This window comes from Streptomyces sp. Je 1-369 (assembly GCF_026810505.1).
GTDB lineage: Bacteria > Actinomycetota > Actinomycetes > Streptomycetales > Streptomycetaceae > Streptomyces.
In genome coordinates this window covers 2,337,883-2,356,291 of sequence record NZ_CP101750.1, presented here as the reverse complement: position 1 = coordinate 2,356,291, position 18,409 = coordinate 2,337,883, and the positions used below count along the sequence as shown (strand labels likewise).

The 18,409-nt window shown below is 70.0% G+C and carries 14 protein-coding genes; 11 read left to right on the top strand and 3 right to left on the bottom strand.

Annotated features, from left to right (window positions below; translation table 11 throughout):
* The first annotated feature begins 267 nt into the window (after nt 1-267).
* From gltB to NOO62_RS10745, 6 genes are all read left to right on the top strand, one after another.
* A complete protein-coding gene (gene gltB / locus NOO62_RS10770) occupies nt 268-4,830 on the top strand; it encodes a glutamate synthase large subunit (protein WP_268775559.1) in 4,563 nt (1,520 codons plus the stop codon).
* Entirely contained in the window at nt 4,823-6,283 is a 1,461-nt protein-coding gene (locus tag NOO62_RS10765) for a glutamate synthase subunit beta (protein ID WP_268770659.1), read from the top strand. The genes gltB and NOO62_RS10765 overlap by 8 nt, the downstream gene beginning before the upstream one ends.
* Before the next feature lie 288 nt (nt 6,284-6,571).
* Nucleotides 6,572-7,873 carry a sugar ABC transporter substrate-binding protein gene (locus NOO62_RS10760; protein WP_268770658.1) on the top strand — a complete coding sequence of 434 codons (1,302 nt, stop codon included), beginning with the start codon at nt 6,572-6,574 and terminating at the stop codon, nt 7,871-7,873.
* Nucleotides 7,874-7,940: 67 nt separating this feature from the next.
* Complete coding sequence (locus NOO62_RS10755; RefSeq protein WP_321170649.1) at nt 7,941-8,900, top strand: sugar ABC transporter permease; 960 nt, start codon at nt 7,941-7,943, stop codon at nt 8,898-8,900.
* Entirely contained in the window at nt 8,897-9,730 is an 834-nt protein-coding gene (locus NOO62_RS10750; RefSeq protein ID WP_268770656.1) for a carbohydrate ABC transporter permease, read from the top strand. Before NOO62_RS10755 ends, NOO62_RS10750 begins: the two co-directional genes overlap by 4 nt.
* A gap of 261 nt (nt 9,731-9,991) precedes the next feature.
* Nucleotides 9,992-10,348 (top strand): hypothetical protein, encoded by a 357-nt coding sequence (locus tag NOO62_RS10745; RefSeq protein WP_268770655.1) that lies wholly within the window; start codon nt 9,992-9,994, stop codon nt 10,346-10,348.
* A 23-nt stretch (nt 10,349-10,371) separates the two neighbouring features.
* On the opposite strand, the gene NOO62_RS10740 is transcribed toward NOO62_RS10745, so the two are convergent.
* Nucleotides 10,372-11,112 (bottom strand): SDR family NAD(P)-dependent oxidoreductase, encoded by a 741-nt coding sequence (locus NOO62_RS10740; protein WP_268770654.1) that lies wholly within the window; start codon nt 11,110-11,112, stop codon nt 10,372-10,374.
* An 81-nt stretch (nt 11,113-11,193) separates the two neighbouring features.
* Between NOO62_RS10740 and NOO62_RS10735 the strand changes: the two genes are divergently transcribed.
* Entirely contained in the window at nt 11,194-11,937 is a 744-nt protein-coding gene (locus NOO62_RS10735) for a VWA domain-containing protein (protein WP_268770653.1), read from the top strand.
* On the opposite strand, the gene NOO62_RS10730 is transcribed toward NOO62_RS10735, so the two are convergent.
* Nucleotides 11,934-12,890 carry a tyrosine-protein phosphatase gene (locus NOO62_RS10730; protein ID WP_268770652.1) on the bottom strand — a complete coding sequence of 319 codons (957 nt, stop codon included), beginning with the start codon at nt 12,888-12,890 and terminating at the stop codon, nt 11,934-11,936. The two genes, NOO62_RS10735 and NOO62_RS10730, sit on opposite strands and share 4 nt — an antisense overlap.
* Nucleotides 12,891-13,178: 288 nt before the next feature.
* On the opposite strand from NOO62_RS10730, the gene NOO62_RS10725 reads away from it, so the two are divergent.
* The 3 genes from NOO62_RS10725 to NOO62_RS10715 all read left to right on the top strand — a co-directional run bounded on the left by NOO62_RS10725 (nt 13,179) and on the right by NOO62_RS10715 (nt 16,162).
* Complete coding sequence (locus tag NOO62_RS10725) at nt 13,179-13,382, top strand: cold-shock protein (RefSeq protein ID WP_030362889.1); 204 nt, start codon at nt 13,179-13,181, stop codon at nt 13,380-13,382.
* 142 nt (nt 13,383-13,524) lie between these two features.
* Nucleotides 13,525-15,192 (top strand): DEAD/DEAH box helicase, encoded by a 1,668-nt coding sequence (locus NOO62_RS10720; RefSeq protein ID WP_268770651.1) that lies wholly within the window; start codon nt 13,525-13,527, stop codon nt 15,190-15,192.
* An 82-nt stretch (nt 15,193-15,274) separates the two neighbouring features.
* Nucleotides 15,275-16,162 (top strand): pentapeptide repeat-containing protein, encoded by an 888-nt coding sequence (locus NOO62_RS10715; RefSeq protein ID WP_268770650.1) that lies wholly within the window; start codon nt 15,275-15,277, stop codon nt 16,160-16,162.
* A gap of 110 nt (nt 16,163-16,272) precedes the next feature.
* Here the strand turns inward: NOO62_RS10715 and NOO62_RS10710 are convergent, their stop codons facing one another.
* On the bottom strand, nt 16,273-17,229 hold the full coding sequence (locus NOO62_RS10710; RefSeq protein ID WP_268770649.1) for a hypothetical protein: 957 nt from the start codon (nt 17,227-17,229) through the stop codon (nt 16,273-16,275).
* Between the two features lie 294 nt (nt 17,230-17,523).
* On the opposite strand from NOO62_RS10710, the gene NOO62_RS10705 reads away from it, so the two are divergent.
* Nucleotides 17,524-18,309 (top strand): S1 family peptidase, encoded by a 786-nt coding sequence (locus NOO62_RS10705; RefSeq protein ID WP_414930982.1) that lies wholly within the window; start codon nt 17,524-17,526, stop codon nt 18,307-18,309.
* The last annotated feature ends 100 nt before the right edge of the window (nt 18,310-18,409 follow it).

The window sequence follows — 18,409 nt, the reverse complement described above, 5'->3', positions numbered from 1 at the left end:
TCACGGGGCATGAGCCGTAAGCGCTGCGGGCAATGAGGCCTGTGCCGCGCCGGGCCTTCGGTCATGGATCTGCCCGCAGAGGTCCCCCTCGAACCGCTCCCACCTCCACGAGCGGTGTCCACATGGTGGAACCAGCTATCCGCTTTTCGAGAAGCGTTCCATCATGTAATCTGCACGAAATTTTGCCAGGGCCAACGTCGTCCCTTGCCACATGTAGTTGCCCCGACGACGACGGGAGTGCCGATGCGTACCCACGCCTGGTCGCCCATGGACGGTCGCCCCGCCCCCCAGGGGATGTACGACCCCCGCAACGAACACGACGCCTGCGGTGTCGGATTCGTGGCCACTCTTACCGGTGTGGCCAGCCATGAACTGGTCGAACAGGCGCTGACCGTACTGCGCAATCTCGAGCACCGCGGCGCCACCGGCTCCGAGCCGGACTCGGGTGACGGTGCGGGCATCCTGCTCCAGGTTCCCGACGCCTTCCTGCGCGAGGTGGCCGGATTCCAGCTGCCCGCGGCCGGCGCCTACGCCGTCGGCATCGCCTTCCTGCCGGTCGACACCGCAGGCACCACGGACGGCGCCGTCTCACAGATCGAGACGATCGCCTCCGAAGAGGGCCTGACCGTCCTCGGCTGGCGCGACGTCCCCGTCGCCCCCGAACTCCTCGGCGCCACCGCCCGCTCGACGATGCCCGTCTTCCGGCAGATCTTCGTCGCCGACGGCGACACCGAAGGCCTGGAGCTGGACCGCAAGGCGTTCGTGCTGCGCAAGCGCGCCGAACGCGAGGCGGGGACGTACTTCCCCTCCCTCTCCTCCCGCACCATCGTCTACAAGGGCATGCTGACCACCGGCCAGCTGGAGCCCTTCTTCCCCGACCTGTCCGACCGCCGTTTCGCCACGGCCGTCGCGCTCGTCCACTCCCGTTTCTCGACGAACACGTTCCCGAGCTGGCCGCTCGCGCACCCGTACCGCTTCGTCGCGCACAACGGTGAGATCAACACCGTCAAGGGCAACCGCAACTGGATGCGGGCCCGCGAGTCGCAGCTCGCCTCCGAGCTCTTCGGCGCCGACGGCCAGGCGGACAAGCTCGAGCGGATCTTCCCGATCTGCACGCCCGACGCCTCCGACTCCGCGTCCTTCGACGAGGTGCTCGAACTCCTCCACCTCGGCGGGCGCTCGCTGCCGCACTCCGTGCTGATGATGATCCCCGAGGCCTGGGAGAACCACGCCTCGATGGACCCGGCCCGCCGCGCCTTCTACCAGTACCACTCCACGATGATGGAGCCCTGGGACGGTCCGGCCTGCGTCACCTTCACCGACGGCACGCAGGTGGGTGCCGTTCTCGACCGCAACGGCCTGCGCCCCGGCCGCTACTGGGTCACCGACGACGGCCTCGTCGTCCTCGGCTCCGAGGTCGGCGTCCTCGACATCGACCCCGCCAAGGTCGTCCGCAAGGGCCGCCTCCAGCCGGGCCGCATGTTCCTCGTCGACACCGCCGAGCACCGCATCGTCGAGGACGACGAGATCAAGGCGGGCCTCGCCGCCGAGAAGCCGTACCAGGAGTGGCTGGAAGCCGGCGAGATCGAGCTGTCCGACCTGCCCGAGCGCGAGCACATCGTGCACACGCACGCCTCCGTCACGCGCCGCCAGCAGACCTTCGGCTACACCGAGGAAGAGCTCCGCATCATCCTCGCGCCGATGGCCAAGACCGGCGGCGAGCCGCTCGGCTCCATGGGCACGGACACCCCCATCGCGGCCCTCTCCGCCCGCCCGCGGCTGATCTTCGACTACTTCACGCAGCTGTTCGCGCAGGTCACCAACCCGCCGCTGGACGCCATCCGTGAAGAGCTCGTCACCTCGCTGCACAGCTCGCTCGGCCCGCAGGGCAACCTGCTCGACCCGACCGCCGCGTCCTGTCGCAGCGTCACCCTGCCCTTCCCGGTGATCGACAACGACGAGCTCGCCAAGCTCATCCACATCAACGCCGACGGCGACATGCCCGGCATGAAGGCCGCGACGCTCTCCGGCCTCTACCGCGTCAGCGGCGGCGGCGACGCCCTCGCCGCCCGCATCGACGAGATCTGCACCGAGGCCGACGCCGCCATCGAGGCAGGCGCCCGCCTGATCGTGCTCTCCGACCGGCACTCCGACGCCGAGCACGCGCCGATCCCGTCGCTGCTGCTCACCTCGGCCGTCCACCACCACCTCATCCGCACCAAGCAGCGCACCCAGGTGGGCCTGCTCGTCGAGGCGGGCGACGTCCGCGAGGTCCACCACGTGGCCCTCCTCATCGGCTTCGGCGCCGCGGCCGTCAACCCCTACCTCGCGATGGAGTCCGTCGAGGACCTCGTCCGCGCCGGAACGTTCCTGGAGTCCGTCGACGGCGGCGCCGAACAGGCCATCCGCAACCTGATCCACGCCCTCGGCAAGGGCGTCCTGAAGGTCATGTCCAAGATGGGCATCTCGACCGTCGCCTCCTACCGCGGCGCCCAGGTCTTCGAGGCCGTCGGTCTCGAAGCGGCCTTCGTGGAGCGGTACTTCAGCGGTACGACGACGAAGATCGGCGGCGCCGGACTCGACATCATCGCCCAGGAGGTCGCCGCCCGGCACGCCAAGGCCTACCCGGCCTCCGGCGTCCCCTCCGCGCACCGCGCCCTGGACATCGGCGGCGAGTACCAGTGGCGCCGCGAGGGCGAGCCGCACCTGTTCGACCCGGAGACGGTCTTCCGCCTCCAGCACTCCACGCGCGGCCGCCGCTACGACATCTTCAAGCAGTACACCGGCCGCGTGAACGAGCAGTCCGAGCGCCTCATGACGCTGCGCGGACTCTTCGGCTTCAAGTCGGGCCGCCGGCCGGTCTCCATCGACGAGGTCGAGCCCGTCTCGGAGATCGTCAAGCGGTTCTCGACCGGCGCCATGTCGTACGGCTCGATCTCCCGCGAGGCGCACGAGACCCTCGCCATCGCCATGAACCAGCTGGGCGGCAAGTCCAACACCGGTGAGGGCGGCGAGGACCCCGAGCGCCTGTACGACCCCGCGCGCCGCTCCTCCATCAAGCAGGTCGCCTCCGGCCGCTTCGGTGTGACCAGCGAGTACCTCGTCAACGCCGACGACATCCAGATCAAGATGGCGCAGGGCGCCAAGCCCGGCGAGGGCGGCCAGCTGCCCGGCCACAAGGTCTACCCGTGGGTCGCCAAGACGCGCCACTCGACGCCCGGCGTCGGCCTCATCTCGCCGCCGCCGCACCACGACATCTACTCCATCGAGGACCTCGCCCAGCTGATCCACGACCTGAAGAACGCGAACCCGCAGGCGCGGATTCACGTGAAGCTGGTCTCCGAGGTCGGCGTCGGCACGGTCGCCGCGGGCGTCTCCAAGGCCCACGCGGACGTCGTCCTCATCTCCGGCCACGACGGCGGCACCGGCGCCTCCCCGCTGACCTCCCTGAAGCACGCGGGCGGCCCCTGGGAGCTCGGCCTCGCCGAGACCCAGCAGACCCTGCTGCTCAACGGCCTGCGCGACCGCATCGTCGTGCAGACCGACGGCCAGCTGAAGACCGGCCGCGACGTGATCATCGCCGCGCTGCTCGGCGCCGAGGAGTTCGGTTTCGCGACCGCGCCGCTCGTCGTCTCCGGCTGCGTCATGATGCGCGTCTGCCACCTGGACACCTGCCCGGTCGGCATCGCCACGCAGAACCCGGCGCTGCGCGAGCGGTTCTCCGGCAAGGCCGAGTACATCGTCAACTTCTTCGAGTTCATCGCCGAAGAGGTCCGCGAGATCCTCGCCGAGCTCGGCTTCCGCTCCATCGAGGAGGCCGTCGGCCACGCCGAACTCCTCGACACCGAGAAGGCCGTCAGCCACTGGAAGGCGCAGGGCCTCGACCTGGCGCCGCTGTTCCACGTGCCGTCGCTGCCCGCGGGCGCCGTCCGGCACCAGATCGCGGTCCAGGACCACGGCCTGGAGAAGGCGCTCGACAACGAGCTGATCAAGCTCGCCGCCGACGCCCTCGCCGCGTCCAGCGCGACGGACGCCCACCCGGTTCGCGCGCAGGTCGCCATCCGCAACATCAACCGCACGGTCGGCACCATGCTCGGCCACGAGGTGACGAAGAAGTTCGGCGGCGCGGGCCTGCCCGACGACACCATCGACATCACCTTCACCGGATCGGCGGGCCAGTCCTTCGGCGCGTTCGTGCCGCGCGGTGTGACGCTGCGCCTGGAGGGCGACGCCAACGACTACGTCGGCAAGGGCCTCTCCGGCGGCCGTGTCATCGTCCGCCCGGACCGGGGCGCCGACCACCTCGCCGAGTACTCGACGATCGCGGGCAACACCATCGCGTACGGCGCGACCGGCGGCGAGCTGTTCCTGCGCGGCCGCACCGGCGAACGGTTCTGCGTCCGCAACTCGGGTGCGACCGTCGTCTCGGAGGGCGTGGGCGACCACGGCTGCGAGTACATGACCGGCGGCCACGCGGTGGTCCTCGGCGAGACGGGCCGCAACTTCGCGGCCGGCATGTCGGGCGGCATCGCGTACGTCATCGACCTCGACCGCGACAACGTCAACGCCGGGAACCTGGCAGCCGTCGAGCCGCTGGACGAGACCGACAAGCAGTGGCTGCACGACGTCGTGCGCCGCCACCAGGAGGAGACGGGCTCCACCGTCGCCGAGAAGCTCCTGGCCGAGTGGGACACGACCGTGGACCGCTTCAGCCGGATCATCCCCAGTACGTACAAGGCAGTGCTCGCCGCCAAGGACGCCGCCGAGCGAGCCGGTCTCTCCGAGACCGAGATCACCGAGAAGATGATGGAGGCGGCGACCAATGGCTGATCCCAAGGGCTTCCTTAACCACGGCCGCGAGGTCGCGCAGACCCGCCCGGTCGGCGAGCGCGTCCAGGACTGGAACGAGGTCTACGTTCCCGGTTCGCTCCTCCCGATCATCTCCAAGCAGGCCTCGCGCTGCATGGACTGCGGCATCCCGTTCTGCCACAACGGCTGCCCGCTGGGGAACCTGATCCCGGAGTGGAACGACTACGCGTACCGCGAGGACTGGTCGGCGGCCTCCGAGCGGCTGCACGCCACGAACAACTTCCCGGAGTTCACGGGCCGCCTGTGCCCGGCGCCCTGTGAGGCGGCGTGCGTGCTCGGCATCAACCAGCCGGCCGTCACCATCAAGAACGTCGAAGTCTCCATCATCGACAAGGCGTGGGACGCCAACGACGTCAAGCCGCAGGCGCCCGAGCGGCTCTCCGGCAAGACCGTCGCCGTCATCGGCTCCGGCCCGGCGGGCCTCGCCGCCGCCCAGCAGCTGACCCGGGCCGGCCACACCGTCGCCGTCTACGAGCGAGCCGACCGCATCGGCGGCCTGCTCCGCTACGGCATCCCCGAGTTCAAGATGGAGAAGCGGCACATCAACCGCCGCATCGAGCAGATGCGCGCGGAGGGCACCAAGTTCCGCACCGGCGTGGAGATCGGCCGCGACATCGACGCGGCGAAGCTCCGCAGGCGCTACGACGCGGTGGTCATCGCCGCGGGCTCCACCACCGCCCGCGACCTGCCCGTCCCCGGCCGCGAACTCAAGGGCATCTACCAGGCGATGGAGTACCTGCCCCTGGCCAACAAGGTCCAGGAGGGCGACTACGTCACCACGCCCGTCTCCGCCGAGGGCAAGCACGTCGTCGTCATCGGCGGCGGTGACACGGGCGCGGACTGCGTGGGCACCGCCCACCGCCAGGGCGCGGCCTCCGTGACGCAGCTGGAGATCATGCCGAAGCCGGGCGAGGACCGTGCCCCGCACCAGCCGTGGCCGACCTTCCCCATGCTGTACAAGGTCACCTCCGCGCACGAGGAGGGCGGCGAGCGGGTCTACGCCGTCAACACCACCCACTTCGAGGGCGACGAGGACGGCAACGTCCAGTTCCTGCACCTCGTCGAGGTGGAGTTCATCGAGGGCAAGCTCACCCCGAAGCCCGGCACCGAGCGGAAGATCCCCGCGCAGCTCGTCACCCTCGCGATGGGCTTCACCGGCACCGACCGCGACAACGGCCTCGTGGACCAGTTCGCCCTCGAGCTCGACGAGCGCGGCAACGTCGCACGCGACGGCGAGTTCCAGACGAACGTCCCCGGTGTCTTCGTCGCCGGTGACGCGGGCCGCGGCCAGTCGCTCATCGTGTGGGCGATCGCCGAGGGCCGCTCGGCGGCGCGCGGCGTGGACCGCTTCCTGACCGGCGCGAGCGACCTGCCGGCCCCGATCCGCCCCACGGACCGCGCCCTCACGGCCTGACGGACCGACCCGTACGGTTGATCCCGTACGACCCCTGATACGTCCCGTACAACGGCGTACGGAACTGAGCGACGCCCGCCTCGTCCCCGACCGGACCTGAGGCGGGCGTCGTGGCGTTTGCGGCCGTTTGTGCAACCAGTGCGTTGCATGGGGCGCAATGCTATGAGCGTATGTTGCGTCACCCGCAACCCTCATTACGGTTCGGCCGCTTATACCAATGGGTCTAGACCGCCCCCGTCTGGTGTGACCACAATCGCTCCCACCAATCGGAACCTGGAGGGGGCCGGCATGAATCGACGCGTCATCGCCGCTGGTTGTATCGCCATGAGTCTCGGACTGACCGCCACGGCGTGCGGTGGGGATGACGGCGACTCGGGCGACAAGGCCACCGACGGCAAGGGCAAGACCCTCACCGTGTGGATCATGGAGGGGACCAACCCCGACGCACGCCCGTTCTTCGAGGAGGCCGAGAAGGCCTTCACCAAGAAGACCGGTGCCAAGATCAAGGTCGAGTACCAGCAGTGGGCCAGCGCCCAGAAGAAGTTCACGACCGCCATCGAGGGCGGCGAGGACCAGGTACCCGACGTCGCGGAGGTCGGCACCACCTGGGTGCCCCAGTTCGCCGAGACCGACGCCCTCGTCGACGTCACGGACGAAGTGAAGAAGTCGGGCCTGAACGACGACCTCGTCGAGGGCCTCGCGGACGCGGGCACGCTCGACGGCAAGCAGTACGGCATGCCCTGGTACGCGGGCGTCCGCTCGATCGTCTACCGCAAGGACATCTTCGAGAAGCACGACCTGAAGCCCCCGACCACGTGGAAGGAGCTCCAGGAGACCGCCAGGACGCTCAAGGAGAAGGAGCCCAAGCTCGTCTCCTTCCCCGTCGCGGGCGGCGCGGAGATGTTCGCGGCCCCCTTCATCTGGGGCGCGGGCGGCGAACTCGCCACCGAGTCCGGCGGCAAGTGGAAGTCCGGCATCAACTCGCCCGACGCCATCAAGGGCATCGAGTTCTACACCGGCCTCGCCACCAAGGACAAGGTCTCCCCGGCCAAGGTCAACACCTGGACCGAGAAGGAGGTCGGCGACGCCTGGAACAAGGGCGAGATCGCCATGGCCATCGGCGGCAACTGGACCCCGAAGGCCATCATCGACGCCAACCCGGACCTCAAGGGCAAGCTCGGCGCGGTGCCGATCCCGGGCCGGAACGGCGGCATGAGCAAGTCCTTCCTCGGCGGCTCCTACCTGTCCACGTTCAACACGGACAAGAAGGACCTCGCCTGGGAGTTCGTGAAGCTCGTGACCACCGGCGAGTTCGCCGCCAAGTGGGCCGAGGAGACCAACTACTTCCCCGGCCAGAACTCCGAACTGAAGAAGATCGAGGCGAAGAAGGACCCGCTCGTCGAGCCCTTCGCCAAGCAGATGCTGGAAGCCGGCGCGACCGTCCCCAAGACCAAGTCGTACGGCGAGATCCAGGCCTCCAAGGTCATCCCCGGCATGGTCCAGTCGATCCTCACCGGCAAGTCGTCCGTGCAGGAAGCGGCGGACAAGGCGGCCAAGGACATGGACGCGATCTTCGCCAAGGACGAGTAGAAAAGGGCGAGTTCGGCACTGTGAAGGACTTACCGTGAAAGACACGCTCGTCAGCGGGGGGTCGAAGATCCCGGCCCCCCGCGGCCCCCGGCCCCCCGACAGCGGCGCCGAAGCGGCCCGCCGTCGCAAGAAACTCATCACACTCACCCGCCCCTGGCTCCTCCTCGCGCCCTCCCTCGTCGTCCTCGCCGGCCTGCTCCTGTGGCCGCTGATCCAGGTCGGCAAGCTCTCCATGGAGGACTACGAGGTCAAGTTCGGCGGCGGCGTCAGCACGTTCACCGGCTTCGACCACTACAGCGACCTGCTCTCCAGCAGCCTGCTGTGGAAGACGGTCCTGCCCAACACCGTCTTCTTCGCCTTCGCCTGCGTCGGCATCACCGTCGCACTCGGCACCCTCGTCGCATTGCTCCTCAACCGCCTCGGCACCACCTGGCGGATGATCTGCTCCATCGCGATCCTCGCCGCCTGGGCCATGCCGGCGGTGACAGGAACGTACGTATGGATCTGGCTGTTCCAGCCGCAGGACGGCATGGTCAGCCAGATCGCGGGCTCGGTCGGCCTGATCGACCCGGAGACCACCAACTGGTTCACCGAACGCGGCCCGTTCTACGCCATCGCCACGCTCAACGTCGTCCACCACGGCTTCCCGTTCGTCGCCATCACCGTCCTCGCGGGACTCATGACCATCCCCAAGGAGCTGTACGAAGCCGGGGAACTGGACGGCGCCAACGCCTGGCAGCGGTTCTGGAACATCACCGTGCCGACCATCAAGCCCGTCTTCCTCGTGGTGACCATCCTCTCCACGATCTGGGACTTCAAGGTCTTCACCCAGGTGTACCTGCAACCCGGCGGCGACGGCTCCAACGAAGAGGTCTACAACCTGGGCGTCTTCTCGTACATCCAGGCCTTCGCCAAGAACGACTACGGCACGGGCGCCGCGGCCGCGGTCCTGCTGACCGTGCTGCTCCTGGCCATCACCGTCGTCTACATCCGCACACTGTTCCGCCAGGGGGACGAGGACCTGTGACGACCCGCCGCACCACGCTCGCCTCACGCATCGGCCTGCCCGCCGCGGTCGTCGGGCTCCTCCTCTTCACGCTCTTCCCCGTCTACTGGATGGTCTCCACCGCGCTGGACCCCAAGGCGTCGCTGCGCGGCTCGGACGTCCTGCCCAGCGGCATCAGCTTCGAGCACTTCGAGTTCGTCTTCGACAAGGGCAACTTCGGCACGTACCTGCTGAACTCGGCGATCGTCGGGCTCGCCACGATCGTCGCGGCCGCGCTGCTCTCGCTCTTCGCCGCCATCGCGGTGGCGCGGTTCAAGTTCCGCTTCCGCACCTCCGTGCTGATCATGATCCTGATCGTGCAGATGGTGCCGCTCGAAGCCCTCGTCATCCCGCTCTTCATCCAGATGCGGGACTACGACATGCTCAACTCCCTGCTGGGCCTCAGCATCGTCTACATCGCCCTCTCGCTCCCCTTCGCGATCTGGACGCTGCGCGGCTTCGTCGCCACCGTCCCCAAGGAGGTCGAGGAGGCCGCGTACATCGACGGGGCGTCCTGGCCGCGGATGTTCTGGTCCGTGCTGCTTCCGCTGGTCGCGCCGGGGCTCGTCGCCACGTCGATCTTCGCGTTCATCACGGCGTGGAACGAGTTCGTGTTCGCGTACACGTTCATGAAGGGCAGCGACAAGTACACGGCCGCCGTGGGCATCTACCAGTTCTTCGGCGAGAACTCCACGGCCTGGGGCCCGGTCATGGCCAGCTCCACGCTGGTGACCGTGCCGGTGATGATCTTCTTCGTGATCGTCCACCGGAAGCTCGGCTCGGGCCTGGCGGCGGGGGCCGTCAAGGGGTGACCGTTCGCAAGGAGGCGCTGGGCGGCCGCAGCGCGCCGCCCGGCGCCTCTTCGCGTGTCACCGTCGTCCGTCGCGGCCCGGCGCACGGTAGTCCACCCGGCGGGCGAAGGATCGTTTCGGCTGCCCCGCGCGGGTGACACCGTGCATGCACGGCTCGGCAGGCGGGGAGGGCGGTGCCGGGCCCGCCACGTGCGGCGGGCCCGGCACACCCCCAGCCACCGGACGCCCACCGCGTCCGGCGCCCGTACCGAAACGGACCCCATGCGCCTTCGCCACACCCTCGCCGCCGCCCTCGGCGCGTTCGCCCTCGTCATCACCCTGCCGACCTCCGCGACCGCCGCCACCGGCGACTTCTCCTACAAGTTCGCCGGCCCCGACGGACACCCGCGGAAGGTCACCTTCCACAACCCGCCGAGCCCCGGCTGCATCCCCCTGGCCGAGGTCGCCGACCCCGGCTCCACCGAGCCCGCGTTCGCCCCGCACAACAACACCGACGAGTGGGCGACGGTCTTCACCGAGCCGGACTGCACCGGCGACTCCTGGACGCTGCGCCCGCACGGCAAACCCGCCACCGACCGCCTCAAGCTGCGCTCGGTGCTGCTGACCGGCCGCCACTGAGACCCGGCGGGACCGGCGCGCGGTCACCCCGCCGTCGACCCGCCGTCCACGGTGAACTCCGCCCCCGTGACGTACGACGACGCGTCCGACGCCAGGAACAGCACCAGCTCACCGACCTCCTCCGGGCGGCCCATCCGGCCCAGCGGCAGATGCGACCAGTCCCGCCCGGCGGAGGCGGCGGAGATCATCGGGGTGTCGACCGCCCCCGGATGTACGGAGTTGACCCGCACCCGGTACTTCGCCAGGTCGAGCGCCGCGGAGCGGGTCAGCCCCCGCAGGCCGAACTTCGTCGACCCGTACGCCGCGTGCCCCGGGATGCCGACGAGCCCCGCCGTCGACGACACGTTCACGACCGACCCGCCGCCCGCCTCCTTCAGCGCGGGCAGCACCGCCTGGATGCCCAGGAACGGCCCCAGGAGATTGACCCGTACCAGCTCCTCGAAGTTCTCGTACGTCTCGTCCTCCACGGACGCCGTCCGCCACAGCGCGGCATTGTTCACGAGGACGTCGAGCCGCCCGAACGCACCGAGCGCCGCCGCCACGGCCGACGCCCAGCTCCCCGCGTCGGAGACGTCGTGCCGTACGAACAACCCCCGCCCGCGCTGCCCGCCCAGGGCTTCGGCGACCTCGCGCCCCTCCTCCTCCCGTACGTCCGTCACCACGACCCGCGCCCCGGCCGCCGCGAAGAGCCGTGCCTCCGCGGCGCCCTGTCCGCGGCCCGCCCCGGTGACGAGGACGACCTTGCCTTCCAGGCCGTGGTTCATGTCATCCTCCGTACGTCCGTACGTGCCGAATCGGCATGTGTCTAGCAGTCATATGTGCAAGGTGGAAGGGCGGGGCGGGACATGGGATCCGCGATCAGTCTGCGCAAGGTGGAGGACTCGGCGCCGGCTCTGGTCAGCCTGTACAAGAGCGCCGGGGTCTCCCTGCGCAAACACGGCCTGGACGGGGCGCGGGCGGCCGTCTACCTCGTCGTCGACTACTCCGGTTCCATGAAGCCCTACTACAAGGACGGCAGCGTCCAGGCCCTCGCCGACCGCGTGCTCGGCCTCTCCGCGCACCTGGACGACGACGGTGTCGTGCCCACCGTCTTCTTCTCGACCGACGTCGACGCGGTGACGGACATCGCGCTGGACAACCACCGCGGCCGGGTCGACGAGATAGCCGCCGGGCTCGGACACATGGGCAAGACCAGCTACCACCTTGCGATGGACGCCGTAATCGACCACTACGTAGACAGCTGTGCCGACGGTCCCACCGCGCCCGCCCTCGTCGTCTTCCAGACCGACGGAGGCCCCATCAACAAGCTCGCCGCCGAGCGCTATCTGTGCAAGGCGGCGAGGCTTCCGCTGTTCTGGCAGTTCATAGGCTTCGGCGACCCCACGAGCAAGCAGTTCGACTACCTGCGCAAGCTCGACGAACTCGCCGTTCCCGCCAAGCGCCCGGTCGACAACGCGGGCTTCTTCCACGCGGGGGAGGACCCGCTCGCGGTGCCGGACGACGAGCTCTACGACCGGCTGGTAGGGGAGTTCCCCGCGTGGCTCGCGGCGGCGCGGGCGGCCGGGATCGTCACCCCGGCGGGCGGCTAGCCCACCATGCGGTCGCGCAGCTTCAGGATCGTGCGGGCGTCCAGGCCGAGCCCTTTCGTCAGGTAATCCTGGAAGCCGCCGTACCGCTGCGTGGCCTCCGTGAGGGCGGTGTCGAGGTAGTCGGGGCGGACCTCCTGGAGCGGGATGATCAGGTCCGGGTTCTGCATCAGCCCGCCCTGCTTCAGCGCCTCGCGGACCTTCGCGTCGTACGCGGCCCGGTAGGTGTTGGAGGCCAGGTAGTCGCCGGCCGCGGTCCGCTCGGGGACGCCGACGAGGCGCAGCAGCAGATACGTCGTCCAGCCGGTGCGGTCCTTGCCGGAGGTGCAGTGGTAGAGCAGCGGCGAGCGGCTGGCGGCGATGTCGCGCAGGGTGGCCGCGAACTGCGCCCGGTTGGCGGCGTCGGTGACGAAGGTGCGGTAGACGTCGCGCATGAACGCGGCCGCCTTCCCGTTGCCGAGCATTTCCTCCTGCTTGACCGGGTCCCTGGAGCCGATGGCGGTGAGGAGCTGGGTGAACAGGCCGTTGTCGGTGATCGGACGCGAGGTGGGGGAGAGCCCGGCGGGCAGCCGGTCCACCCCGTCGTACCGGACCTCGGCGGGCACCCGGAAGTCGATGACCTTCTTCAGCCCGAGCCCGGCGACCGTGCCGAGATCGGCGTCGGTGAGCTTGCTGAGCCCGTCGGCACGGAAGACCCGCCCTTCGCGGACGCGCTCCCCGTCGTAGGTCCGGTAGCCACCGACGTCTCGTACGTTGACCGCGCCCTGGAGCGGGACGTGGCGGGCGGCCGTCTCGGGGGCGGCGACCGTGTGGCTGGGCGCCGTGGGCGCCGCGGCTTCCGAGGGGGCCGCCCAGGCGGGCAGTGTGCCCAGGGCGAGCGCGCAGACCGCCAGCCCGGTCGCGGTACGGGCGCGGGTACGGGTACGGGTACGGGCTCGGGCTCGGGAGATACGCATCGGTCCGCCTTCCCAACGGCCTACCAAGCGATTGTTCGGCCGAAGGTAGCGATGTGATCTTGAGGGGGGAAGGGGCATGCGCGAGGAGGTGCCGTGCGGACAGGACCGTGAGCATGTTAGGGTTATGTGTTGCAGTTTTGGTACCCATGAACTTTATGTGCGCCTGACGGGAATGCTCCGAGGGCGCATGTTTGTTTTTCCGGTTCTCTCCGGTATGGGGGTCAATGCAGCGCTGGAGTCACGCAATTCGGTGTGCCTCCATTCACTGCCCCTGTTGAGGAGATTGACATGGCAACCGGCACCGTTAAGTGGTTCAACTCGGAAAAGGGCTTCGGCTTCATCGAGCAGGACGGCGGCGGCCCCGACGTCTTCGCCCACTACTCGAACATCGCGTCCTCCGGCTTCCGTGAGCTCCTCGAGGGCCAGAAGGTCTCCTTCGAGGTGACGCAGGGCCAGAAGGGCCTGCAGGCCGAGAACATCGTTCCTGCCTGATCGTCGCAGCGCGCGAACCTCACAGCCGAGGCCCGCACCGGAAGGTGCGGGCCTCGGCTTGCGCTGTCATCGGGCCCTACCGGGCCCAGAGCCGCACCGGCTCAGAGGTCCGGAAGTCCAGCGACCAGGAAGGCACTACTGCATGAACCGCTCCGAACGCCCGGCACGCCCCGCCCGCAAGCGCCCCGCCACCTCCGGCGGAAACGCAGGCGGCAGCGCGGCCGGCAGGGGACGGCCGTCCGGCCAGGCCAAGGGCTCCGCGCACGGCGCGAAGAAGTCCGGCAACCGCAGGCCGAAGCCGGTGCAGGGCGGCGAATTCGCCCTGCCCGAGAGCATCACGCCCGCCCTGCCCGCCGTCGAGGCCTTCGGCGATCTGGACATGCCCGAGGCCCTCCTGAAGACGCTGGCGGCCCAGGGAGTCACCGACCCCTTCCCGATCCAGGCCGCCACGCTCCCCAACTCCCTCGCGGGCCGCGACATCCTCGGGCGCGGACGGACCGGTTCCGGCAAGACCCTCGCCTTCGGCCTGGCCCTCCTGGCCCGCACCGCGGGCCACCGCGCCGAGCCGAAGTCGCCGCTCGCCATGGTCCTGGTCCCCACGCGCGAGCTGGCCCAGCAGGTGACGGACGCGCTCACCCCGTACGCGACGTCGGTCAACCTCCGCCTCGCCACCGTCGTCGGCGGTCTCTCCATCACCCGGCAGGCGGGCACGCTCCGCCGCGGCGCGGAGATCATCGTCGCCACCCCCGGCCGCCTGAAGGACCTCATCGAGCGCGGCGACTGCGACCTGTCGCGGGTCCGCGTCACCGTCCTCGACGAGGCCGACCAAATGGCCGACATGGGCTTCATGCCGCAGGTCACGGCGCTGCTCAAGCAGGTCGAGCAGGGCGGCCAGACGATGCTCTTCTCGGCGACGCTCGACAAGAACATCGACCGGCTCGTGCGGATGTTCCTGACCGATCCCGTCGTGCACTCCGTGGACCCGTCCGCGGGCGCGGTGACGACGATGGAGCACCACGTGCTCTACGTCGCCGACGAGACGGACAAGAAGGCCGTCGCCATGCGCATCGCCGCCCGCGAAGGCCGCGTGATCATGTTCCTGGACACCAAGCGCGCCGTGGACCGCTTCACCAAGCGACTCCTCGCCAACGGCGTCCGCGCCTCCGGACTGCACGGCGGACGCTCGCAGCCGCAGCGCAACCGTACGCTCGACCAGTTCAAGACCGGCCAGGTCACCGCGTTGATCGCGACGAACGTCGCGGCGCGCGGCATCCACGTCGACGACCTCGACCTCGTCGTGAACGTCGACCCGCCCACCGACCACAAGGACTACCTCCACCGCGGCGGCCGCACCGCGCGGGCGGGCGAGTCCGGCAGCGTCGTCACCCTCGTCCTCCCCGACGAGAAGCGCGAGATGACGCGGCTCATGACCGACGCCGAGATCCGGCCGAACACGGCCCGCGTCTCCTCCTCCGACGAGGAGCTGGTGCGGATCACCGGGGCGCGCGAGCCCTCCGGCGTGCCGGTCGTCATCGAGGTGCCGCAGCCGCAGCAGCAGCCCGCCGCTCGGGGTGGCGCGCAGCGGCGCCGGCGTCCCCGCGGCGCCGGTGGCGCAGCCGCAGGTCAGGGCCAGGGCCAGAGTCAGGGGCAGCGCAGGGTTCCCCGCCAGGGCCAGGGGCAGAGCGCCCAGGGTCAGGGTGGCCAGGCCAGGAGCGGTTCCGCCGGGACCGGCGGCAGCGGTGGCGGCGGTCGTGCCCGCCGCGGCCGCGCCGGTGGCGGGGCGCAGGGAGGCCGCCGCTCCGCGGCGTGACCCCACTTTCCAGCAGTACCGGTACGAGAGAGCCGCCCGCAGCCCCTCACTGAGGCTGCGGGCGTAACAAGGAGCCCGCCCGATGACACCGGAGCGCGAACCCGTCGCCCTGCCCCTGCTCGACGACGACCGCGCCGCGCTGCGCGCCGACTGCGGCAGCTGTTCCGGGCTGTGCTGCGTGGCCCTCACCTTCTCCAAGTCCTCGGACTTCCCCGTGCACAAGGACGCGGGGAAGCCCTGCGGCAACCTGGCGGCGGACTTCCGGTGCGGCATCCACCGCGACCTGCGGGACAAGGGGTACCGGGGCTGCACCGTGTACGACTGCTTCGGCGCGGGGCAGCGCGTCTCCCAGGGCACCTTCGAAGGGCGCGACTGGCGTCGGGATCCGGCCACCGCACGGCAGATGTTCGAGGTCTTCCCGCTCATGCGGCAGATCCACGAACTGCTCTGGTACCTGACCGAGGCGCTCACGTACCCGCAGACCCGGACGATCGCCGCCGACCTGGAGCGCGTCCTCGCCGAGACGGAGCGCCTCGCGCAGGGCACCCCTGACGCCGTCGCCGGGACGGACGTCGCGGCCCACCGCCAGGTCGTCAACACGCTCCTGCTGCGCACCAGCGAACTCGTCCGCGCCGAGCACCGCGGCCAGGGCGGTCGCGGAGGCAAGGGCGGCAAGGGTGCCAAGAAGAAGGACCGCAGGGGCGCCGATCTCATCGGTGCGCGGCTCAAGGGCGCCGATCTCAAGGGCGTCGACCTGCGCGGCGCCTACCTCATCGGCGCCGACCTGCGCGACGCCGACCTGCGGACGGCCGACCTCATCGGCGCGGACTTCCGCGACGCGGACCTGCGCGGCGCCGACCTGACCGGCGCGCTCTTCCTCACCCAGTCGCAGGTCAACGCGGCCAAGGGCGACGACCGCACGAAGCTTCCCGGCGCGCTCCGCCGCCCCGGGCACTGGGCGCAGGACTAACGGGGCCGCACAGCCTCTCGTAGCGCACCGCTATGTGTGGCTACGTGCCGCTACGTGCCGCTACGTGCCGCTACGTGCCGCTACGTGCCGCTACGAGTGGCTACGAGTGGCTACGTGTCGCACTCCAGCACCGTCCGGCACAGCGTGCACCGCACTCGCATCCGCCCCCGCACGGGAACCCGGATCCGCTGGTGGCAGGTGGGGCAGGAAAACGTCACGCGCAGCGCACCGAGACCGTCACCGGAGAAGCTGTACGCCCCGCCGGGCCCACCAGCGCCGCCAGCCCCGGACGCCCCGCCGCCCCCGTTCGCCCCAGCCGCCCCGCCCCGCACCGCCGACCCGTGCTCTCGCGCGTACCGCCGGTCCTTCGCGTACCGCCGACGTCCCGCCCACCCCGCCGCCGTCAGCGGCGGCTGCTGCTCGTCGCGGCGGGCCTGGGCGAGGCCCTTCGTGTACGCCGTGTAGGCCTGCGCGCTGGTGAACCACGTCTCCGGTGCCTCGCCGAACGCCAACGCCCGCTTGGCCAGGACGTACCCGAACTCCTCCGGGGTCAGATAGCCGAACTTCTGCGAGGAGGCGCCGTCCTCGCGGTAGGCGTCGAGCAGCAGCCAGCCCGCGCCCAGGTACGTGGTGGCCGTGTCGGTCAGGATCTCGTTGTCCCGCGTGCCGGGGAACGACAGGTCGAGCCGGTGCAGATACACGTGCATGATCTCGTGGGCGAGGGCCGCGCCGATGTCCCTGCGATGCGTGCGGAAGCGGTCGTTCAGCTCGATGAAGTACTCGGGCCCCGCGGCGAGTTCGACGGACGCGGCGTGCCGCATCTCGCGGAAGCCGACGATCATCCGGGCGTCGGGCAAATGCAGGTGCCGCACCATCTCGCGGGCCACCCGCTGCGCGCCGAGGTGCAGGTCGTCCTGGTCGCCGAAGGCCACGTCCGCGGGGGCCACGCTGGTCCCGAAGGAGTGCACGGTGTCGTAGGAGAGGCGTTTGTAGAGCGCCGTGACGGCTGCGCGCACGGTCTCCAGATGGGGGTAGCCGTGCACGACGGGACCGCCGGTGACCGTCACATCCGCACCCCCCTGAGGACTCCACCGGGACACTGCGACTCGCCCACCACTCTACGGGCGTCGCGCCTTGTTGTACGGGCCTCGTGCGCGTCGCGGGCCGCCCCGCTCGACAGGTCTGGCCGGAAAAGGCCCCTTGTCCTGAGCGGACACCGATCTCCATAATCCGCAACAACGCTTTGGCGGGCACATGTCACCCACGCGCATTCCGGCGACGGCGCGACCGGGACGGCAGGGTTCGTCACGCGTGCCCCGCCCCGCGAACCCCCCACCAAGGAGAGTCAGTTGAAGACCAAGATGCGTGGAGTCAAGAGAGCCGCCACCCTCGGAGCGATCGCGCTCGCCACCGTCAGCCTTCAGCCCGTGGCCGCCCAGGCGGCCCCGCACCCGGGCCCGCAGCCGAGTGAGAGCGTCGTCGGCGGCACCCGCGCCCAGCAGGGCGAGTTCCCGTTCATGGTCCGTCTCTCGATGGGCTGCGGCGGCGCGCTGTACGCGAAGAACATCGTGCTGACCGCCGCCCACTGTGTGGACGGCTCCGGCAACAACACCAGCATCACCGCGACCGCCGGCACCGTGGACCTGCAGAGCAGCTCCGCGATCAAGGTGAAGTCCACCAAGGTCCTCCAGGCCCCCGGCTACAACGGCAAGGGCAAGGACTGGGCGCTCATCAAGCTGGCGAAGCCGATCGACCTGCCCACGCTGAAGATCGCCAAGAACACCACGTACAACAAGGGCGACTTCACCGTCGCGGGCTGGGGCGCCACCAGGGAAGGCGGCGCCCAGCAGCGCTACCTCATGAAGGCGACCGTCCCGTTCGTCAGTGACGCCGACTGTCAGGCCGCCTACGGCAACGAGCTGACGCCCGGCGAGGAGATCTGCGCGGGCAGGCTCGCCCAGGGCGGCGTGGACACCTGCCAGGGCGACTCGGGCGGCCCCATGTTCCGCAAGGACGACACCGGCGCGTACATCCAGGTCGGCATCGTCAGCTGGGGCAACGGCTGCGCGCGGCCGCAGTACCCCGGCGTCTACACCGAGGTGTCGACCTTCGCGAGCGCCATAGCCACGGCGGCCGCACAGCTCTGAGGCCGCACGTCGTCGGGACCTCATGCCACGCCGTGAGGTCCCGACGGTTAGTCCAAGACCTGTCCCTCCTTTGTCCATGGGCGCGTCCGCCCCACCCGAC